The organism is uncultured Kocuria sp. (assembly GCF_947500125.1).
In the GTDB taxonomy this organism is placed as follows: Bacteria; Actinomycetota; Actinomycetes; order Actinomycetales; family Micrococcaceae; genus Kocuria.
The window spans coordinates 184128-203979 of the sequence record NZ_CANMRA010000001.1 but is presented as its reverse complement, the minus strand read 5'-3'; the positions used below and the strand labels follow the sequence as shown (position 1 = coordinate 203979).

General features: G+C 71.7%; 13 protein-coding genes and 1 tRNA gene. 8 read left to right on the top strand and 6 right to left on the bottom strand.

Annotated elements, in window-relative coordinates; translation table 11 throughout:
* Window positions 1–78 precede the first annotated feature (78 nt).
* Window positions 79–1278, bottom strand: coding sequence for a phosphotransferase (locus Q0817_RS00815; RefSeq protein ID WP_298582790.1), 1200 nt, complete (start codon window positions 1276–1278; stop codon window positions 79–81).
* Window positions 1279–1282: 4 nt separating this feature from the next.
* Window positions 1283–3127 (bottom strand): ABC-F family ATP-binding cassette domain-containing protein, encoded by a 1845-nt coding sequence (locus Q0817_RS00810; protein ID WP_298582787.1) that lies wholly within the window; start codon window positions 3125–3127, stop codon window positions 1283–1285.
* Window positions 3128–3624: 497 nt separating this feature from the next.
* On the opposite strand from Q0817_RS00810, the gene Q0817_RS00805 reads away from it, so the two are divergent.
* The 6 genes from Q0817_RS00805 (at window position 3625) to Q0817_RS00780 (ending at window position 9653) form a co-directional block, all read left to right on the top strand.
* Window positions 3625–4443 (top strand): calcium-binding protein, encoded by an 819-nt coding sequence (locus Q0817_RS00805; protein ID WP_298582784.1) that lies wholly within the window; start codon window positions 3625–3627, stop codon window positions 4441–4443.
* A 398-nt stretch (window positions 4444–4841) separates the two neighbouring features.
* Complete coding sequence (locus Q0817_RS00800) at window positions 4842–5609, top strand: hypothetical protein (RefSeq protein ID WP_298582781.1); 768 nt, start codon at window positions 4842–4844, stop codon at window positions 5607–5609.
* A gap of 62 nt (window positions 5610–5671) precedes the next feature.
* Window positions 5672–5744, top strand: a tRNA-Gln gene (locus Q0817_RS00795).
* A 144-nt stretch (window positions 5745–5888) separates the two neighbouring features.
* Complete coding sequence (gene glmU / locus Q0817_RS00790; protein WP_298582778.1) at window positions 5889–7463, top strand: bifunctional UDP-N-acetylglucosamine diphosphorylase/glucosamine-1-phosphate N-acetyltransferase GlmU; 1575 nt, start codon at window positions 5889–5891, stop codon at window positions 7461–7463.
* Between the two features lie 2 nt (window positions 7464–7465).
* A complete protein-coding gene (locus Q0817_RS00785; RefSeq protein WP_298582775.1) occupies window positions 7466–8446 on the top strand; it encodes a ribose-phosphate diphosphokinase in 981 nt (326 codons plus the stop codon).
* 178 nt (window positions 8447–8624) lie between these two features.
* The gene (locus Q0817_RS00780; protein WP_298582772.1) at window positions 8625–9653 is read left to right on the top strand and encodes a chitinase; all 1029 of its coding nucleotides are present in this window, start codon (window positions 8625–8627) and stop codon (window positions 9651–9653) included.
* A gap of 146 nt (window positions 9654–9799) precedes the next feature.
* Here Q0817_RS00780 and Q0817_RS00775 read toward each other — a convergent pair whose 3' ends face one another.
* From Q0817_RS00775 to Q0817_RS00765, 3 genes are all read right to left on the bottom strand, one after another.
* Window positions 9800–12178: a bifunctional polysaccharide deacetylase/glycosyltransferase family 2 protein gene (locus Q0817_RS00775; protein WP_298582770.1), complete on the bottom strand. Its 2379-nt coding sequence runs from the start codon at window positions 12176–12178 to the stop codon at window positions 9800–9802.
* 597 nt (window positions 12179–12775) lie between these two features.
* Window positions 12776–13963, bottom strand: a complete 1188-nt coding sequence (locus Q0817_RS00770) for a CAP domain-containing protein (protein ID WP_298582767.1) — start codon at window positions 13961–13963, stop codon at window positions 12776–12778.
* Window positions 13960–15822: a GH25 family lysozyme gene (locus tag Q0817_RS00765; protein ID WP_298582764.1), complete on the bottom strand. Its 1863-nt coding sequence runs from the start codon at window positions 15820–15822 to the stop codon at window positions 13960–13962. Before Q0817_RS00765 ends, Q0817_RS00770 begins: the two co-directional genes overlap by 4 nt.
* 317 nt (window positions 15823–16139) lie before the next feature.
* Here Q0817_RS00765 and Q0817_RS00760 point away from each other — a divergent pair, with 317 nt between their 5' ends.
* On the top strand, window positions 16140–16748 hold the full coding sequence (locus Q0817_RS00760) for a low molecular weight phosphatase family protein (protein WP_298582761.1): 609 nt from the start codon (window positions 16140–16142) through the stop codon (window positions 16746–16748).
* A gap of 51 nt (window positions 16749–16799) precedes the next feature.
* On the opposite strand, the gene Q0817_RS00755 is transcribed toward Q0817_RS00760, so the two are convergent.
* Window positions 16800–19190 carry an excinuclease ABC subunit UvrA gene (locus Q0817_RS00755; RefSeq protein WP_298582758.1) on the bottom strand — a complete coding sequence of 797 codons (2391 nt, stop codon included), beginning with the start codon at window positions 19188–19190 and terminating at the stop codon, window positions 16800–16802.
* A gap of 177 nt (window positions 19191–19367) precedes the next feature.
* Between Q0817_RS00755 and Q0817_RS00750 the strand changes: the two genes are divergently transcribed.
* A complete protein-coding gene (locus Q0817_RS00750) occupies window positions 19368–19730 on the top strand; it encodes a nuclear transport factor 2 family protein (protein ID WP_298582755.1) in 363 nt (120 codons plus the stop codon).
* Window positions 19731–19852: the final 122 nt, after the last annotated feature.

The window sequence follows — 19852 nt, the reverse complement described above, 5'->3', positions numbered from 1 at the left end:
ACGTCGGGGCGGGGTCGGGTGCATGTGACCCAGCTTACGAGCACGCCGGTCCGTCCGCGGCGGGGAGATGCCGGAAGATCAGCGGATGTCCGTGCGGAACCGCTCCGCGACCGCCAGGCGCCGCCGGGCCCGGTGCGGCGGGCCGCCGGAGCGGCGGGCGCCCGCCACCAGGGACAGGGCCACCCCGGCGCAGCGCACCCGCAGTGCGGCGGGATCCACGACGTCGTCGAAGCCGGCGAGCAGGCGCTCCACGGCCGCCGGCGCGTGTGCGTAGCGGTCGTGGACCGTGGGCAGCACCGCGAGGTGGGCGACCAGGCACGCGAGGTCGTCCACGCGGTGGCCCGGGCCCACGGCGTCGACGTCCAGCAGTCCCGTCACCGGCCCGAACTCCCCGCAGCCGTCCGGGCCCACGAGCAGGTTGGCCTCGTAGAGGTCCCCGTGCGCGGGCACCGTGGGGCCGGGGTCCGTGTCCCGGCGGGCGCGGTCGATCGCTACGGCGAGCCGTTCGATCCGCGCGCGCTCCTCGGGCAGGGCCACCGCGGCCGCGTGCCCGTAGGCCAGGACCCGGTCCGTCCAGGACGGGCGGGCGGGCAGCTCGAGCGCGGCGGCGGGCAGGGCGTCGAGCAGGGCGAGCACGTGCTCGGGGTGCAGCGCGGCGGCGCCGTCGTCCCGCACGGACGCGGCCAGCGGCGCGCCGGGCAGCTGCCGGAGCACCACGACGTCCTGGACCGGGTCGCCGTCCGGCGCCGGCACGGGCAGCCCCGCCTCGAGGAGCATCCGGTGCCGGGCGTGCAGGGCCGCTGCCCTCCCCTCCCGCAGCACCTTGAGATAGCGCACCTGCGCGCCGTGGCTCGCCCGCAGCACCGCCCGCCGGGTGGGCCGGTAGGAGACCTCCGTGAGCTCGGCGGGCACGGCGGAGGAGAAGACCTCCCGCCCCACGTCCGCGGGCGAGGACGCCCAGGGCAGGCCGGGCAGCCACGGGTCGTGCGGGTGCCGCCACGCGACGAGCTCCGTGCCCGCGTACCGGCTCCGCACCGAGCCCGGTGACGTGCCGGCGGGCGGGGACGCGGTGCTCACGCACACCACCTCGGCGGTCCGCCGCACGCCGTCCAGGGCCACGACGTCGTAGATCCCGGTGACTCCCGCGCCCGGGCGGTGGTGGACGCGCCGCCGGGTCCAGCGCTGCACGGACAGCCCGGCCGGGGCCAGCGCAGCCTCCAGCACCGGGCCCACGCGGGAGCCCGAGAGCAGGGCGACCGCCTGCTCCGGGCCGGCCACGGGGCTAGACCAGGTCCTCGGACAGCTCGAGCCAGCGCAGCTCGAGCTCCTCGATCTCGTCCTGGACCGCGGTCAGCCGGGCCGTGATCTCGCCCAGACCGGTGTAGTCGGACTGGTCGTGCGCCGCCATCTCCGCGTGCAGGGTGTCGACCTGGGTGGAGAGCTTCTCCAGCTTCCGCTCGATCGCGCCCACCTCCTTCTGCGCGACACGGGCCTGGGCGCCGGAGAGCCGGGGCCCGCCGTCCGCCGTCGTCGTCCCGTTCGGGGACGCCGCCCCCGTGGCCGCCAGCGGGTTCGAGGCGTTCGCGGAGCCGGCGGCGGTGCCGGTGCGGGACTGGGAGGCCAGCTCCAGGTACTGCTCCACGCCCCGGGGCAGGTGCCGGAAGCGGCCGTCGATCACGGCGTACTGCTGGTCGGTGACCCGCTCCAGGAGGTAGCGGTCGTGGGAGACCACCAGCAGGGTGCCCGGCCAGGTGTCCAGCAGGTCCTCCATGGCGGTGAGCATGTCGGTGTCGAGGTCGTTGGAGGGCTCGTCGAGGATCAGCACGTTCGGCTCGTCGAGCAGGATCATCAGCAGCTGCAGGCGGCGCTTCTGCCCGCCGGAGAGGTCCTTGACCGGGGTGGCGAGCTGCTCGTTGGTGAAGCCGAGCCGCTCCAGCAGCTGGCCCGGCGTCATCTCCTTGCCGTCCGCCAGATAGGTGCTCCGCTTCGAGGCGACCACGTCCGAGACCCGGTCCTCGGCCACGTCCTCCAGCTCGGACAGCTGCTGGGTCAGGGTCGCGATCTTCACGGTCTTCCCGCGCTTGACCCGCCCGCTCGTGGGCTGCACCTCGCCGGTGACCAGGCCCAGCAGCGTGGACTTGCCCGCACCGTTGACGCCCAGGATGCCGGTGCGCTCGCCGGGGGCGATCAGCCACGTGACGTCCCGGAGCACCTCCCGGGGCCCGTTGTCCTCGGTGGGGTAGGAGACGGAGACCTTCTCGAGGTCCACCACGTCCTTGCCCAGCCGGGAGACCGCCAGCTGGGACAGGGCCACGGTGTCGCGCGGCGGCGGGACGTCGTTGATCAGCTGGTTGGCGGCCTCGATCCGGAACTTGGGCTTGGCCGTGCGGGCGGGCGCGCCGCGGCGCAGCCACGCCAGCTCCTTCTTCATGAGGTTCTGCCGCTTCGACTCGATGGTGGAGGCCTGCCGGTCCCGCTCCACGCGCTGCAGGACGTACGCCGCGTAGCCGCCCTCGAAGGGCTCCACCATCCGGTCGTGCACCTCCCAGGTGTCGGTGCACACCGCGTCCAGGAACCACCGGTCGTGGGTGACCACGGCCAGGCCGCCCTGGTTCCTGGGCCAGCGGTTGTTGAGGTGGCGGGCCAGCCAGGTGATGCCGTCCACGTCCAGGTGGTTGGTGGGCTCGTCGAGGAAGATCACGTCCCAGTCCCCGGCCAGCAGGGCGGCGAGCGCCACACGGCGCTTCTGCCCGCCGGAGAGCTCGCCGAGCTTCGCGTCCCAGTCGAGATCCTTCACCAGCCCCGAGATCACGTCCCGCACCTTCGCGTCCCCGGCCCACTCGTGCTCCTCGCGGTCGCCGACGACGGCGTGCCCCACGGTCAGCTCCGGGTCCAGCACGTCGGCCTGGTCGAGCATGCCGACCTGCACCCCCGAGCGCACGGTCACGCGGCCCCCATCCGGCTTCAGCCGTCCGGCGAGGAGCTTCATGAGCGTGGACTTGCCGTCGCCGTTGCGGCCCACGATGCCGATCCGGTCGCCCTCGTCGATGCCGAGACTGACGGCGTCGAAGACCGTCTTGGTGGGGAATTCCAGGTGCAGGTTCTCGCCGCCGAGTAGATGTGCCACCCGTCAAGGGTACTCGCGTGCCCGCCCCCGCTCACCCGCTGCCCCGACGCCGCCCCTTTGGGGCCCCTGGGTGCGCCGAGCCCCCAGCATCTCGATCTCCCTCGCGCCGAGCCCCCAATCCAGTCGCATTTCCCCAGGAATGTTCGTGGGGAAATGCGACACGACTGGGAGCTCGGCGGAGTGGGCCGGGCGGGAGAGCCGAGGCCAGTCACTATCCGGCGAGGCATCCCCGGGTGTAGTCGATTCCTCATGCCGGGGGTGGACGCGTTGTGAATGCATGACTCCGCATGCTGTAGGTGGCGTCACGAGGCGCCGCGGGGAAATCCAGCAATTGCGGAGGCACCACCATGGAAACAACACAGAATTCCGATGCATCCCGTTCGTGTCCCGACGGCACGGGAGGACGGACAGCACCGCGCAAGCGGCTCGCCGGAGTCCTGGCCGCCGGGGTCCTGGCCGGATCCACGCTCTTCGTGGGATTCACACCGGCCCAGGCCGTGAGCACAGGCGTGGCGGTGGACAACGGCATCCTGAAGATCGCAGCCAGCCCGGGGAAGAACAACAACATCACCGTGACCCCCTATGTCCAGGGCGGCAAGGCCTACTACAGGGTCACGGACAGCGGGGACTCCGTGGTCGCCGGCAACCAGTGCGTCAGGTTGAACACCTCCACCATCCGGTGTGCCGCGGCGGGCGTCTCGTCCGTCCGGGTGGACTCCGGGAGCGGCAACGACCGGGTGAACCTGACGTCCGTGACCAGGCCGTCGCGTGTCGACACCGGGGCGGGCAACGACGTGGTCTACGGCGGGACCGCCAGGGACATCGTCTACGGGCAGAGCGGCAACGACTACTTGTTCGGCCAGGCGGGCAACGACCACCTGGACGGCGGAACGGGCAACGACTACCTGCTCGGTGGTCCCGGGAACGACGTCCTCGCCGGTCAGGCCGGCAATGACTCCCTGTACGGCGGATCGGGCAACGACTACCTGCTGGGCGGTCTGGGCAACGACCGCCTGCTGGGCCAGGACGGCAACGACATCCTGCGCGGTCAGGACGGCGACGACACCCTCTACGGCGGCACCGGGAACGACACCCTGTACGGCGAGGCCGGGAGCGACAAGCTCTACGGGCAGGCGGGGGAGGACAAGCACTTCGGCGGCACCGGCAACGACTACCTGGACGGTGTGGACGGAGTGGCCTTCAACGACTACCTGAACGGTGAGAAGGGCGTGGACAAGTGCCAGGCCGACGGCGGTGACACCGTGCTCAACTGCGAGTCGGTCAGGAGGAGCGCGGTTCTCGGGTCAGCGGCGTGACGGCTGCGGCGCAGCGGTGGCGGTGGTGCTCGCGCACTGGCGGGACACCGCCTCCACCGGGAGCGCGTCCGCCGACTTCCCACCTCTGGGGTTCGTAGCCCGTTGAGTCCCCAGTCCTGTCGCGTTTCCCCATGAGCATTCCTGGGGAAACGCGACAGGACTGGGAACTCGGCGCGTCGGGCCCCGGAGAGCTGGGGACTCAGCGGCGCAGAACCAGGAACCTGGGGGCTCGACGCACGGGGGACACAGATGGTGGGGGTTCGGCGGAGCGGGGGCATTGGAAGGTGGGGGCTCGGCGCGCGGGGGACGCAGAAGGTGGGGGCTCGGCGGCGGGGCGGGTTGGTGTGCGAACAGAAATTTCTCAGCGTCGACTCATGCGCGGGTGAGAGCATGGGGGCATGGAGCACAACCCGACGGAGCGATCCTCCTCGACCCCGAGCACGCGTCCCCTGGGCACCAGGCTGGACGGCATTCCGGACCTGGAGACCGCCGTCCGCGCCGTGACGGAGCACCCCGGTCCGGTGGAGATCCCAGCGGGACCCGGCCGGCTGGTCGGACGCCACCTCGGCTCGGTGCCGCAGCGCCAGGTCGGGGAGGCGCTGCGCGGAGCGGGCGCCGACCCCCTGATGATCCGGGCGGACATCTCCCTCGACGAGGACATCCCGGACGAGGGCGTCATCGCGGTCCTCGACGACCACCTCTCGCTGGCCTCGGGCGTGGGCGCCGAGTACCTCGTGGTGCCGCGGGCCGGTGTCAGCGGGCGCGGGCGCAGCGAGGACCGGATCTACTCGATGCTCGCTGCGCTCGCGGAGGCCGCCTCGGCCCACCAGGTGCACCTGTTGCTCGAGACGGAGGGCGCCACCGCGGACGAGGTGGAGCTGGTCCAGTACCTGGAGCGCGCCCGGGAGGCGGGGGCCCTGGACGTGGACCCGCACTACCTGGCGTCCGTGGCCTGGAACGTGGCCGCGTCCTCCGAGGCGGGGGAGGGGCCGGCGGCCGCGTTCGAGCGGATGCGGCCCCTGCTCGACCTCGCTCCGCTGATCGTCTCCGGGGTGGACGAGGACACGGTCGAGGAGCTGTTCGCCGCCGTCCCGGAGCTGCGGGAGGCCGCCGCCACGGCCCGGATCATCGTGATCCTGGGGCGCCCGGGAGCGGCCGGGGCCTGACGCCCGAGTGGTAGGGTGACTGCCTGTGCACTGCGTGCACCACTGCCGTTCCACGGCGGTGCTCCGCCTTGGTGTAATCGGCAGCACCCCGGCCTTTGGAGCCGTGGAGTCTAGGTTCGAGTCCTAGAGGCGGAACGTCCGCATCCCGCCAGGAGGCCCGGAAGCCCGAACGCCACGGAGCTGACGAGCCCACAAGCTAGTGAGACGGAACAGAGTTCGGAGCCGGTGAGCCCACCGGCTCCTCTCTGACGATCGACGACCGAGGAGCTGCATCCCGCCGTGAGCACCCCCCAGACCCCTGCGAATCCTCCGGGGGCGGCCGTCGGGCCCGCTGCCGTCATCGTCCTGGCCGCCGGCAAGGGCACGCGCATGAAGTCCAAGACCCCCAAGATCCTGCACCGGATCGGGGGTCGTTCCATGGTCGGGCACTGCCTGGTGGCCGCGCGCAGCCTGCAGCCCCGGCGGCTGGCCGCCGTGGTGCGCTTCGAGCGGGACCTGGTGGCCCCGCACGTCCTCGAGCAGGACCCCGAGGCGCTGATCGTGGACCAGGACGAGGTCCCCGGCACGGGCCGCGCGGTCCAGGCGGCCGTGGAGGCCCTCGACGCCCAGGAGCGGCTGGCCGGCACCGTGGTGGTCACCTACGGGGACGTCCCCCTGCTGACCCCGGAGGTGCTGCAGAAGCTGGTCGCCCACCACGAGGAGCGGGCCAACGCCGTGACCGTGCTGACCGCGGACCACGAGCAGCCCGGCGGCTACGGCCGGATCCTGCGGGACGCCGACGGCTCGTTCCGTGAGATCAAGGAGGCCAAGGACGCCACCGAGGCCGAGCTCGCCGTCGCCGAGATCAACTCCGGCATCTTCGCCTTCGACGCCGACGTCCTGCGCGACAGCCTCGCGAAGGTCACCTCGGACAACGCCCAGGGCGAGATGTACCTGACCGACGTCCCGCTGCTGGCCCGCGAGGCCGGCCACGCCGTGGACGCGCTGAAGATCGAGGACCGCTGGGAGATCGAGGGCGCCAACGACCGCGTGCAGCTCGCCCAGCTCGGCGCCCACCTCAACCGCCGGATCCTCGAGGCGCACATGCGCAACGGCGTGACGGTCGTGGACCCGGCCACCACCTGGATCGACGTGCAGGTGCGCATCGCCGCGGACGCCACGATCCTGCCCGGGACGCAGCTGCACGGGGGCACCCGGGTGGCCGAGGACGCCGTCGTCGGCCCGGACACCACCCTCACGGACGTGGAGGTCGGCCCCGGCGCCCACGTGGTGCGCACGCACGGCTCCGGCTCCGTGATCGGGCCGCGCGCGAGCGTGGGTCCCTTCGCCTACGTGCGCCCGGGCACGGTGCTCGGGGACGAGGGCAAGATCGGCACGTTCGTGGAGACCAAGAACTCCCGGATCGGCACCGGCTCGAAGGTCCCGCACCTGTCCTACGTGGGGGACGCCACGATCGGCGAGCACTCCAACATCGGGGCGGCATCGGTCTTCGTCAACTACGACGGCGTGCGCAAGCAGCGCACCGTGATCGGCGACCACGTCCGGATGGGCTCCGACAACATGTACGTGGCGCCCGTGCACGTCGGCGACGGCGCGTACTCCGGGGCGGGCACCACGATCCGCAAGGACGTGCCGCCCGGGGCACTGGCCCTGACCGAGGGCGCGCAGCGGGTCGTCGAGAACTGGGTCGTGGAGCACCGTGCCGGCACCGCCGCGGCCGAGGCAGCTCAGCGCGCCCTGGGCAACGGCGCGGCCACGGCCGCCCCCGGGACTCCCGAGCACTCCAGCGCAGGAACCGGCGCGGACACCACGGCGCACGCCACGGCCGGGGACACCACTGAGGAAAGCGAGTAACAATGACCGCAATCACCAACGCAGGTGCCAAACAGCTGGTCCTGGTCTCGGGACGGGCCCACCCGCAGCTCGCCGAGCGCATCGCCTCGGAGCTGGGCACGGAGCTGATCCCCACGGACGCCTACGACTTCGCCAACGGCGAGACCTACGTGCGGTTCGGGGAGTCGGTGCGCGGCACGGACGCCTTCCTCATCCAGTCCCACCCGGCCCCGATCAACCAGTGGATCATGGAGCAGCTGCTCATGATCGACTCCCTGAAGCGGGCCTCCGCGAAGTCGATCACCGTGGTGTCCCCGTTCTACCCCTACGCCCGCCAGGACAAGAAGCACCGCGGCCGCGAGCCCATCTCGGCCCGGCTCATCGCCGACCTCTACAAGACCGCCGGCGCGGACCGGCTGATGTCCGTGGACCTGCACACCGCGCAGATCCAGGGCTTCTTCGACGGTCCCGTCGACCACCTCATGGCCATCCCGCTGCTGGCCGACCACGTGCGCTCCGTCGTCGACGTCGACAACGTCACCGTGGTCTCCCCGGACACCGGACGCGTGCGCGTCGCCGAGCAGTGGACCGAGCTGCTGGGCGGGTGCCCGCTCGCGTTCGTGCACAAGACCCGGGACATCACCCGGCCCAACCAGGCCACCTCGAAGGAGGTCGTGGGCCAGATCGAGGGCCGCACCTGCGTGCTGATCGACGACATGATCGACACCGGCGGGACCATCTCCGGCGCTGTGAAGGTGCTGCGCGAGAAGGGCGCCAAGGACGTCATCATCGCCGCGACCCACGCGGTGTTCTCGGATCCGGCCGTGGAGCGGCTGTCCACGTGCGGCGCCCTCGAGGTGGTCGTCACGGACACCCTGCCCGTGCCGCCGGAGCACCAGTTCGAGAACCTCACGGTTCTCTCGATCGCCCCGCTCATCGCCCGCGCCATCCAGGAGGTCTTCGAGGACGGCTCCGTGACCAGCCTCTTCGACGGCAGGTCCTGACCCGGACCCGAGCCACGGCCGACGACGACGCAGCCCCTCGCCACCCGGCGGGGGGCTGCTCCGCCGCAACGCCCTCCATGTTGGGACCCGCCACCGCGGGGCCCGCCGCCGCAGGAACAGCCGCCCCGGGACCCACCGTCCCGGGGAACTCCGTGCCGAAGGGGACAGCCCGCACACCATGACCGGACGACGACACCGCCTCCTGCCGCCGCTGCTGCTGGGCTGCGCCGCCGGGCTGCTGCTCACGGGCTGCGGCCCCGACCTGCGCACCCCGTGGTTCGGCGGCTACGTCAACGCCACGTCCTACCCGTACTTCGACTTCGGCACGGAGGCCGCGGGGCAGTCGCACACGGTGCTCGGCTTCGTGGTGGCCGATCCCGAAGATCCCTGCACGCCCTCGTGGGGCGGCTACTACGGGCTCGAGGAGGCGGAGACCACGCTGCGGATGGAGGAGCAGATCGCGGCCCTGCGGGAGCAGGGCGGGGAGGCGGTGATCTCCTTCGGCGGCGCCGCCCGGGACGAGCTCGCCACCGTGTGCACCGATCCGGAGCGGCTGCGGGAGGCCTACGCCACGGTGCTCGACCGCTACGGGGTGACCACGGCGGACTTCGACATCGAGAACGACGACCTCGGCGACCGGCAGGCCCACGAACGGCGCGCCGAGGCCCTGGCACGGCTGCAGGGGGAGCGGGACGAGCCGCTGGACGTGTGGGTCACGCTGCCGGTGGCCCCGCAGGGGCTGGACGAGGACTCGGTGGACGCGGTGGCCCGGATGCTGTCCGCCGGGGTGGACGTGGCGGGGGTGAACCTCATGACCATGAACTACAGCGAGAGCAAGCCCGCCGAGCAGTCCGTGGTGGCGGCCTCGGAGGAGGCGGCCCGCTCGGCGCACGGCCAGCTCACCGCGCTGTGGGAGGCGGCGGGCCAGGACCTCTCCGCCGAGGAGGTGTGGAACCGGATCGGGCTCACCCCGATGATCGGGGTCAACGATGTCCCCGGGGAGGTCCTGGACCTGGACGCGGCCGCCGAGCTCGCCGGGTTCGCTCGGCAGCAGGGCGTGGGGCGGCTCTCCTACTGGTCGCTGAACCGGGACCGGCCGTGCACCCCGGCTGACGGGGACCCGGCCGAGGCCAACGACTTCTGCAGCGGCCTCGAGGAGAAGGCCGGGGAGTTCACCCGGGTCCTCGGCGAGGGCTTCGGCGCCTGAAGCGCCGGGCCCGGGCGCGCTGACCCCGGGGCTGTCCCCGGGCTGTTCCGCGGGTGTCCTGGCCGCCGAGACACCGGGTGTGCGCGTGCGGGCCTGGACGCACCGGGACCCGCACGCGCCGGTCCTGACGCGCCGAGACGGCCGGCTCAGGCCCATCCGGCGCGGTCCGCCTGCTCCCAGGGCGCGGTGCGGGTGTCCGGTGCTGCCGCGGCGGGCAGGTCGAGCACGCTGTTGGTGCGCTCGGGCTTGTACCAGCCGATCATCCGGCCCTTGAGCGCTTGGAGCAGCGAGGCGTAGAGAAGATAGGCGCGCAGGGGCTCGTAGACGATCCGGTAGACGGGCACGACCAGCAGGTGGGTCCAGGACTCGCCGACCATGCGGATGGCGATCACGCAGATCACGGCGTGGATGGCCAGCACCAAGGCGGCGAAGGCGGCGATGGGCTGCCAGTTGCCGGCGGCGAGGTTGAGCACGGCCATGAGCACGGTCAGGGGCAGGAAGACCAGCGGGATCAGCGTGGCGAGCAGGGTGTAGGGCAGGGCGATCAGGCCCAGGGCGCCGTAGCGGGGACGGAAGAGCATCCCGGCGTGCTTCCACAGGGCCTGGAGGTTGCCGTAGGTCCAGCGCAGCCGTTGCTTGGCCAGCCCGCGCACGGTCATGGGGGCCTCGGTCCAGGCCACGGCGCGGTTCTCCTGGACCACGGCCCAGCCCAGCTTCTGCAGGGTCATGGTGAGGTCGGCGTCCTCGGCGAGCGTGTCGTGGGAGTAGCCGCCGGCGGCCTGCAGGGCCTCTCTGCGCCAGGCCGCGCACGCGCCGGGAACGATGGAGATGGCCCCGGCCACGCCCTCGGCCATGCGGGTCACGCAGATCCCGGAGATGTACTCCAGGGACTGCCACATGGTGAGCAGCCCGCGGCGGTTGCCGACCTTCACGTGCCCGGCCACGGCCCCCACGGGACGCCGGCCCGGGGGAGCGATGAAGTGGCGCGCGAACATCCGCACGGTCTGCGGCTCGAAAAGCGTGTCCCCGTCGAGGGTCACCACGATCTCCCCGCGGGCGGCCATGATCCCGTGGTTGGAGGCGATGGACTTCCCGGCGTTGGGCTGGGTGAGCACCCGCAGGGCGGGCCACTGCTGGGCGACCCGGCGCATGATGGCCAGGGTGTCGTCGGTGGAGCCGTCGTCGACCGCGACGACCTCCAGGTTCGGGTAGTCGCTGGCCCGCAGGGCGGCGAGGGTGCGGGCGACGACGGGCTCCTCGTTGAACACCGGCAGAATCACGGAGACCAGGGGCCAGTCCTCCTCGGACAGCTCGGGCCACTTCCGGCGGGCCTGGCGGCGGTGGCCGATCAGCGCCAGCACCACGTACAGGGCGGACATCAGGGTCAGGGAGCCGATGCCGAACCAGAACAGCCAGTTCATCACCACGTCCGGGGCCACGGTCAGCCCGGCCACGGCCAGGGCGGTGGCGTCGTCCGCCAGCACCGGTTCGGTGTTCGCCACCGGCCGGTAGTCCTCGGGAACGATCGGTGCGAGCGTGGAGAACGTGTACCCCTGGGCCTTGGCCTCGGTGATCAGCTCCTTGAGCGCGGCCACGGTGGCGGTGCGGTTCCCGCCGCCGTCGTGCATGAGCACGATACGGCCCTCGCCGTCGAGCGCGGGCAGGTCCACGCGCTCCCCGGGCGCGGCCTGCCAGTCGAGGGTGTCGTAGTCGAAGTCCACGTGCAAGTAGCCCAGCTGCTGGGCCTCGAGGATGGGAAGCGCCTTGTTGTCGGGGTCGCCGGTGGGCAGGCGGAACAGGTGGGTCGCGTAGCCGCCGACCGAGCGCATGACCCGGTCGGTGCCGATCATCTCCTCCCGGTTTCGCAGGTCGTCGTCCCAGGCCGTGGTGTGGCTCATGGTGTGGTTGCCCACCATGTGCCCCTCCCGGATGATCCGGCGGAAGAGATCCGGGTGCTCGACGACGTTGGTGCCGACCCCGAAGAACGTGGCGGGCACGCCCTCGGCCGAGAGCACGTCGAGGATCTCCCCGGTGTAGGTGGCGTCGGGGCCGTCGTCGAAGGTCAGCATGAGCTGCTTCTCCGGCAGCTCCCCGAAGCGCTCCATGGCATAGGGGCTGTCCCCGACGAGCTCCCGCTCCTCCTCGGTGAGCACCCGGAGAACCTCCTCGCTGAACGGGCTGCGCAGGACCGTCCCGTCGTCCGTCTCCTCGACGAGCCCGATCCGGCTGAAGGGGTTGGCCGAGTCCCCGAGCAGCGGGATGTTCTCCTGGTCCCCGGTGCTGATCAGCTCCCGCGGATAGTCGCGGTCCTGGTTCAGAGGCCGCTCCCAGGGCTGGGCGAGGGCTTGCGGGACGATCCAGGACGCGGCCCCGGCCGCGATGGCCAGCAGCACGACGAGCGTCGCGAGGATGCGATACCAGCGCTTGCCGCTGGGGTCGAAGAACACCGGCGGCACGGCCGTGCTGCCGGTCCGATCGGCGCCCCCGCGGAGCGGTGCTGGTCGGTCGTCAGAGTGTCTGGCCACGGCACGCTCGTTCCCCCGGTCGGCGGTCCGCCCCCTCGGCGGACCGGCCGGCGCATCCCCCCGGATGAGCCGACCGGGTCAGCCTGCCAAGCCGGCACCCCGGTTGTCACAAGCGCAAACGCCGCGCACAGGTTCGCTATTGCATCGCCGCGCATGGAAGTGCGGATGCAAACCCTTGCCACGGCGGGACGTGCAGTTACGGCGTGGTACTTAATCTTCGGGAAGGTCACCGGACCTGGGGACGGCAGTGGCCGGATCCGTCCCCCGATGTGGCGACACACCACTCCACGCACTCACAGATTCGCGACAGAAAAGACCGTCAAAGTCCGTCATGGACGTGAACTGGACCACATTCTGACGTGCTGTTTCGGGCCGTCACCCCGTGCGGGGGACACGCGGCGCGAGCCGCCGGGCGGTTCCGCCGGTCGGGGGACAGCGAGGGCAGGACCGGGGCCGGGCGGGCCTCGCGGACAGCAAGGTGCCCCCGGACAGCGACGTGCCGGGGGACGGGGAAGGACCCGCGGACAGCAATGCACCTGCGGACAGCAGAACGCCCGGCCGGGAAGCCCGGCTGGGCGTTCTGCTGGTGGGAAAGGGTCAGCGGGTGACCCAGTTGCGCTTCGTGATCGAGGACCAGTGGACGGTGTAGCCGTTGGAGAACCGCTGGCGGACCTCCGAGCCGTACCGGTACTCGTCCGTGACCGGGTAGCCGTAGCCGCGCTCGGCCCCGGCGGACTTCCAGCGCTGGCCGATCGCGCCGGACTCCTTCACGACCTTCGCCCCGGTCCGGGGGCTCCACAGGACCTTGTGCACGGCGTTGCCCTTGCGGAAGACCTGGTAGGCGCCGCCGCCGGTCAGCCCGGTGATCTCGCGGGTGGTGGGGTAGCCGAAGCCGTTCTCCCAGCGGTGGGCGGCGAACTTGCGGCCGATGGCGCCGTTGAAGTTCACGGGCCACGCCCCGGTGCCGGCGCTCCAGTAGAAGGTGTGCTTCTTCGCGAAGCCCTGGAGCACGCCGCCGTAGAGGAGCCCTCCGCGCTCGTTGCCGGTGGGGGCCCCGAACACGGACGCCCCGCCCAGGGCGTGGTACTGGCGGCCGATCCCGCCGCGCACCTCGTAGCCGGCGGAGGTGATCGGCGCGGTGGTGGGCGGGGGAGTGGGCTTCGGCGCCGGCGCCGGCGCCGGGGCCGTGCCCACCGTGGTGCGGACGTCCGTGGGCCCCTTGCCGTCCGGGTAGCCGTAGGACGTGACCGTGCCGACCAGCCGCCAGCCCTGCTTGGTTTCGGCCAGCGAGCCGTCCGCGTAGGTCAGGCCGATGCCGATGACGGTCATGTCCGGTTCGGTGAGCACCTTGTTGTGGTCCTTCGAGCCCTTCCACCAGGTCATCAGGTCCGCCACCCGGCCCTGGTAGGAGACCGCGTGGATCTCGCCGACGTGGTGCCAGCCGGCGGCCCGGGGGTCCGTCATGAAGGTGTTCGTGTGGTTGATGACCTCCTGGCGGACCAGGCGGTCGGACTCGCCCTGGGCGATGCCGGACACGCTCGCGGAGTACTTCACGGGGGCGAGGCCCTTGGCCTTGCGGTGGGCGTTGATCAGCTCCAGCAGCTGCTGGGCGTCGGCCGAGCGGGTGCTCGAGGAGACCGTGACGATGTCCGAGCTCGCCGCGGCGGCGGGGGCCGCGGTGAGCATCCCGGTGGCGGGGACCGCCAGGGCGAGGGCGGCGGCGGTCAGCGTCAGCGGGCCGGGGGTGCGGGTGCGCGCCGTGGCGCGGTGCTTGGCGTGGCTCATCGGGTCACCCAGGTCCTTTTCGTGGTGGTCGAGTAGTGCACGGTGAAGTTCTTGGAGAACCGCTGGCGGATCTCGGTGCCGTACCGGTACTCGTTGGTGGTGGGGTAGCCGTAGCCGCGCTCGGAGCCGGCGGCGATCCACTCGCGGCCGATCGCGCCGTTCTCCTGCACCGCGTGGGCGCCGGAGCCGGAGCTCCAGAGGATCCGGTGGACCTTGCTGCCGTTGCGGAACACCTGGTAGGCGCCGCCGTGGAGCAGCCCGCCGCGCTCGGTGATGACGGGGTAGCCGTAGCCGCGCTCGTGGCCGCCGCGCTTCCACGCCGCGCCGATGCCGGTGGTCTCCCGGACCGGCACGGCGCCGGTGGTCGGGCTCCACAGCACCTTGGTCACGGCGCTGCCCTTGCGGAAGACCTGGTAGGCGCCGCCGTTGACGAGCCCGCCGGCCTCGCGGGTGGTGGGGTAGCCGTAGCCGTTCTCCCAGCGGTTGGCGGCGAACTTGCGGCCGATGGCCCCGTTGAAGTTCACCGGCCACGCCCCGGTGGAGGGCGTCCAGTAGAAGGTCTGCTTCTTGGCGAAGCCCTGGAGGGCGCCGCCGTGGAGGAGCCCGCCGCGCTCGTTGCCGGTGGGGGTGCCGAAGACCGAGGACCCGCCGAGGGCGCGGTACTGGTTGCCGATGGCGCCCTTGACCACGTATCCGGCGGGGGCCACCTGGGTGGGGGTCCCGGAGGGGGCCCGCCCGCCGAGGGGCTTGTAGTAGGCGTTGCGCGCCATGTCCCGCAGCTGCGTGGAGCTGCCGCGGTAGACGTTGGCGTCGATCTGCTCGGTGAAGCCCTCGTCGGTGTACTGCCAGAAGTCGTAGGTGGACCACGCGCTGGGGACGATGGGGGCCGCGGTCTCGTACGCGGCGATGTGCATGGGGTGGTCGTTGAACGCACTGGAGTTGCCGGTGCAGTCCCGCCACCAGTAGTAGTTCGTGTAGATGGCCGGCAGCCGCCCGGTGCGGGACTTGTACCGGTTGGAGAAGTCGCGGATCCAGCCGACCATCTCGGACGGCGAGAAGCCGTAGCAGGCGTTGCCGTACAGGGAGGGGTACGGGTTGTTCTCGATGTCCAGCAGACCGGGCAGGGTCCTGCCGTCCGCGGACCAGCCGCCGCCGTTGGCGAGGAAGTAGTCGGCCTGCTTGGCGCCGGAGGAGTCCCGGGTGGGGATCGCGAAGTGGTAGCCGCCGCGGTACATGCCCACGGCCCCCGCGCCGGCGTACTGCTGGGGAAAGAGGCTGTTGCGGATGCTGTCGCCCTCGGAGGACTTCACGTAGGCGAAGCGCGAGCCCTGGTTCCACAGGCTGGTCCAGTTCAGGGACGGCTGCCAGTTGGAGACGTCCGTGCCCTTGATGCCGCTGGGGGCCCAGGAGGCGGCGGCACCGAGGGACTCGGCGGACGCGACCCCCGCGCCCGCCTCCTCCGCGGTGTCGCCGGCGCCGGCAGCAGCGCCGTCGTCGGTCCCGGTGAGCTCCTCGGCGGTGCGGGCGGAGGACGCGGCGAGCCGCTCGAAGTGGTTCTCGGACTTGGCCCACTGGCCCATCACGGCGCCGCCGTGGGGGTCGCCGGGGGTCGGCTGCGTGCCGGCGCGGTCCGGGTCGGGGAGGACGGCCTCGCCGGTGGTCCCGTCCACGAGGGTGGAGACGACCTCGCCTCCGGACTCCACGACCTTGGAGACCAGGTTGCCCTGGCGCTCCTCGGAGAGGGTGGTCGATCGGGTGGTGGCGGCCTCTTCCAGGGCCGCGACCGGGGTCAGTGTGGTGATGGCCAGCACCGCCGCCGTGAGGGCAGCGGGCAGCGTCAGTCGGGGGGGTGCTTTCACGCTGGAACGCCTATCTCGCATGGATCGTTGGGGGAACGACTCGTGCAAGGCCATCGGGATGGGGGGAAGATCCTCAGGAGCCACGACGAGTATAAAGGCGCGTTTGCATAAATAATCAATAACGATGGGCCGTGTTACGCACCCGTACATCTCTGCGCGTAGTGATTGGGTCCGGTGATCCGGCTCGGGGAACGACGACGACGGACCTGCCGCCTTCCCGCTCCCGTCCGCGGCGCGCTCCCGGTGAGCCGGTGAACGCCCTGCTCAGGGCTGTCGCCCGGATACGATGAACCGGACTCGACCCCCAGAGGAGAACCATGGCCCCCACGCGCATCCTGACGGTCTGCACGGGCAACATCTGCCGTTCGCCCATGGCGGCGGTCGAGCTCGACCACGGCCTCAACGAGATCTCGCCCGGCGGCTTCGAGGTGACGAGCGCCGGGATGCACGCGCTGGTGGACGAGGGCTTCGAGCAGCGGGTGGGCAAGCTGGCCCGGGACCGCGGCCTGGAGGCCGCCGCCGCGCACCGGGCCCGGCAGGTCACCCCGGACGTGCTGCGGGACGTGGACCTGGTGCTCGTGATGGCCCGGGAGCACACCCAGCCGGTGCTCCAGCAGTCCCCGCGGCTGCTGAAGAAGGTCTTCACCCTGCGGGAGTTCGCCCGGATCCTGCAGTACCTCTCCACCGACCCGGAGCTCGACCACGCGGTGCCGGCGGACCGCGCCGAGCGCTGGGCGTGGCTGGTGCAGCAGGCGCCGCGGCTGCGTCAGCGGGTGCCGGTGCGCCACCCGGAGCGCAACGACGTGGTCGACCCCTACCGCCAGGAGGACGCGGTGCTCCAGCAGATGGCGGACGAGCTGTTCGAGGCCACGGACGCGATCCTCGCCTTCGAGCGCCGCTACGCGGAGCGGGGGCCGGCGGGCTGATCTCGCTGCGACCCGGCTCTTCCGGGGCGGTGCTGAGGACGGGTGGTGCGCTCAGGCGCCCACGTACGCCGCGAGGTGCTCGCCGGTGAGGGTCGAGCGGGCGGCGACGAGTTCGGCGGGAGTGCCCTCGAAGACGATCCGGCCGCCGTCGTGCCCGGCGCCCGGGCCGAGGTCGATGATCCGGTCCGCGTGGGCCATGACCGCCTGGTGGTGCTCGATGACGATGACCGACTTCCCGGAGTCCACCAGCCGGTCGAGCAGGCCCAGCAGCTGCTGCACGTCGGCGAGGTGCAGGCCGGTGGTCGGCTCGTCGAGGACGTAGACGCCGCCCTTCTTGCCCAGGTGGGTGGCCAGCTTGAGCCGCTGCCGCTCGCCGCCGGAGAGCGTGGTGAGCGGCTGGCCGAGGCTGAGGTAGCCCAGCCCCACGTCGGCGAGCCGGTCCAGGATGGCGTGCGCGGCAGGGGTGCGGGCGTCGCCGTTGCCGAAGAACTCCTCGGCCTCCTCGACCGGCATGGCGAGCACCTCGGCGATGTTGCGGCCGCCCAGGGTGTACTCGAGCACTGAGGCCTGGAACCGCCGGCCGCCGCACTCCTCGCACGTGGTGGCCACGCCGGCCATCATCGCCAGGTCGGTGTAGATGACGCCGTTGCCGTTGCAGACGGGACAGGCGCCTTCCGAGTTGGCGCTGAACAGCGCCGGCTTCACGCCGTTGGCCTTGGCGAAGGCCTTGCGGATCGGGTCCAGCAAACCCGTGTACGTGGCCGGGTTGCTGCGGCGGGAGCCGCGGATGGCGCCCTGGTCGATCGAGACCACGTCCTCCCGGCCCACCACCGAGCCGGTGATCAGCGAGCTCTTGCCCGAGCCGGCCACACCGGTCACCACCGTCAGCACGCCGAGGGGGATGTCGACGTCCACGGAGCGCAGGTTGTGGGTGTCGGCGCCGCGCACCTCCAGGACACCGGAGGGCTCGCGGACCGACGGCTTCAGGGCGGCACGGTCGTCCAGGTGCCGCCCGGTGAGGGTGCCCGCGGTGCGCAGACCGTCAACGGTGCCCTCGTAGCAGACGGTGCCGCCGGCGGTGCCGGCGCCGGGGCCGAGGTCGACCACGTGGTCGGCGATCGCGATGGTCTCCGGCTTGTGCTCCACGACCAGCACGGTGTTGCCCTTGTCCCGCAGCAGGAGCAGGAGGTTGTTCATCCGCTCGATGTCGTGCGGGTGCAGACCGATGGTCGGCTCGTCGAAGACGTAGGTGACGTCGGTGAGCGAGGAGCCCAGGTGGCGGATCATCTTGGTGCGCTGGGCCTCGCCGCCCGAGAGCGTGCCCGAGGACCGGCTGAGCGAGAGGTAGCCCAGGCCGATCTCCACGAAGGAGTCGAGGGTCTCGCCCAGCGCGGTGAGCAGCGGCGCCACGGACGGTTCATCCAGCTCGCGCACCCAGGCGGCGAGGTCGCTGATCTGCATCGCGCAGGCCTCGGCGATGTTGATGCCCCGGATCTTCGAGGACCGGGCGGCCTCGCTGAGCCGGGTGCCGCCGCACTCGGGGCAGGCGGTGAACGTCACCGCCCGCTCCACGAAAGCCCGGATGTGCGGCTGCAGCGCGCTCACGTCCTTGGACAGGAACGACTTCTGGATCCGGGGGATGAGCCCCTCGTAGGTGAGGTTGATGTTGTCGACCTTGATCTTGGTCGGCTCCTTGTGGAGCAGGTCCTCCAGTTCCTTCTCGGTGAAGTCGCGGATCGGCTTGTCCGGGTCGAAGAAGCCGCAACCACTGAAGATCCGGCCGTACCAGCCGTCCGCGCTGTAACCGGGGATCGTCAGCGCTCCCTCGTTGAGGGACTTGGAGGCGTCGTAGAGCTGGGTCAGGTCGAAGTCGTTGACGGAGCCCATGCCCTCGCACCGGGGGCACATCCCGCCGGTGATGGAAAAGCTGCGCCGCTCCTTGACGGTCTTGCCGCCGCGCTCCATGGTGACCGCGCCCGCGCCGCTGATCGAGGCGACGTTGAAGGAGAACGCCTTGGCCGTGCCGATGTGCGGCGTCCCCAGGCGGCTGAAGAGGATCCGCAGCATCGCGTCCGCGTCGGTGGCGGTGCCCACGGTGGAGCGGGCGTTGGCGCCCATCCGCTCCTGGTCCACGATGATCGCGGTGGTGAGGCCGTCCAGGACGTCGACGTCGGGCCGGGCCTGCACGGGCATGAAGCCCTGCACGAAGGTGCTGTAGGTCTCGTTGATCAGCCGCTGGGACTCCGCGGCGATCGTGCCGAACACCAGGGAGCTCTTGCCGGAGCCGGAGATGCCGGTGAACACCGTCAGCCGGCGCTTGGGGAGCTCCACGCTGATGTCCTGGAGATTGTTCTCCCGCGCGCCCTGGACGCGGATCAGGTCGTGGCTGTCGGCCACGTGCCGGGCGGGGGAGTGCGGGTCCTGGCTGGGGGGTGTGCTCATCGTGTCTCCTCCGCGGGCGTCGTTGCCGTCGGGTTCCCGACTGCGCTGCCCGGATCGATCCGACCGATTTTGAGCATACGTCCGGCCCTGCGCCGTGGGCAGGTGGACGCCCCTCGGGACGGGGAGGCGTCGTCGTCATCCGTGTCGAACGCGGCCGGCCGGTGCCATCATGGGCCCATGGAGAGCACCGATCCGAGCAGTCTGGAGCAGCAGGGCTGGCAGGCCCTGTCCTCGACCGGCGAGCAGGCCGCGGCCTTCTACGACGACGTCCTGGACCAGGAGCCGCTGATGCTGCTGCCCGGCGGCCTGCTCCTGGACGACCGCGCGGCGATCGTGGCCTCCCTGTCCGGCATCCCGTGGTCCTCCTACGAGCTGTCCGACCTCCGGGTGCTGTATCCGACGTCCGACACCGCGGTGGTCTTCTACCGCGTGCAGGCCCGCCGGGGAGAATCCGCTCCGTACGAGGCGCTCGTCAGCAGCACCTACGCCCGCCGGGAGCGGGGCTGGAAGCTGGTCGTGCACCAGCAGACCCCCTGCTGAGGCGGCCGCTGGTGTCCCGACGGGTCCGGTCATCACCGCGGTGCTCGACGACACGTGCGGCCACCTGGTCATGATCGTCGGAATGACCGATCCGGAGGCCGCCGGGCAGTGAGCCCTGCGGA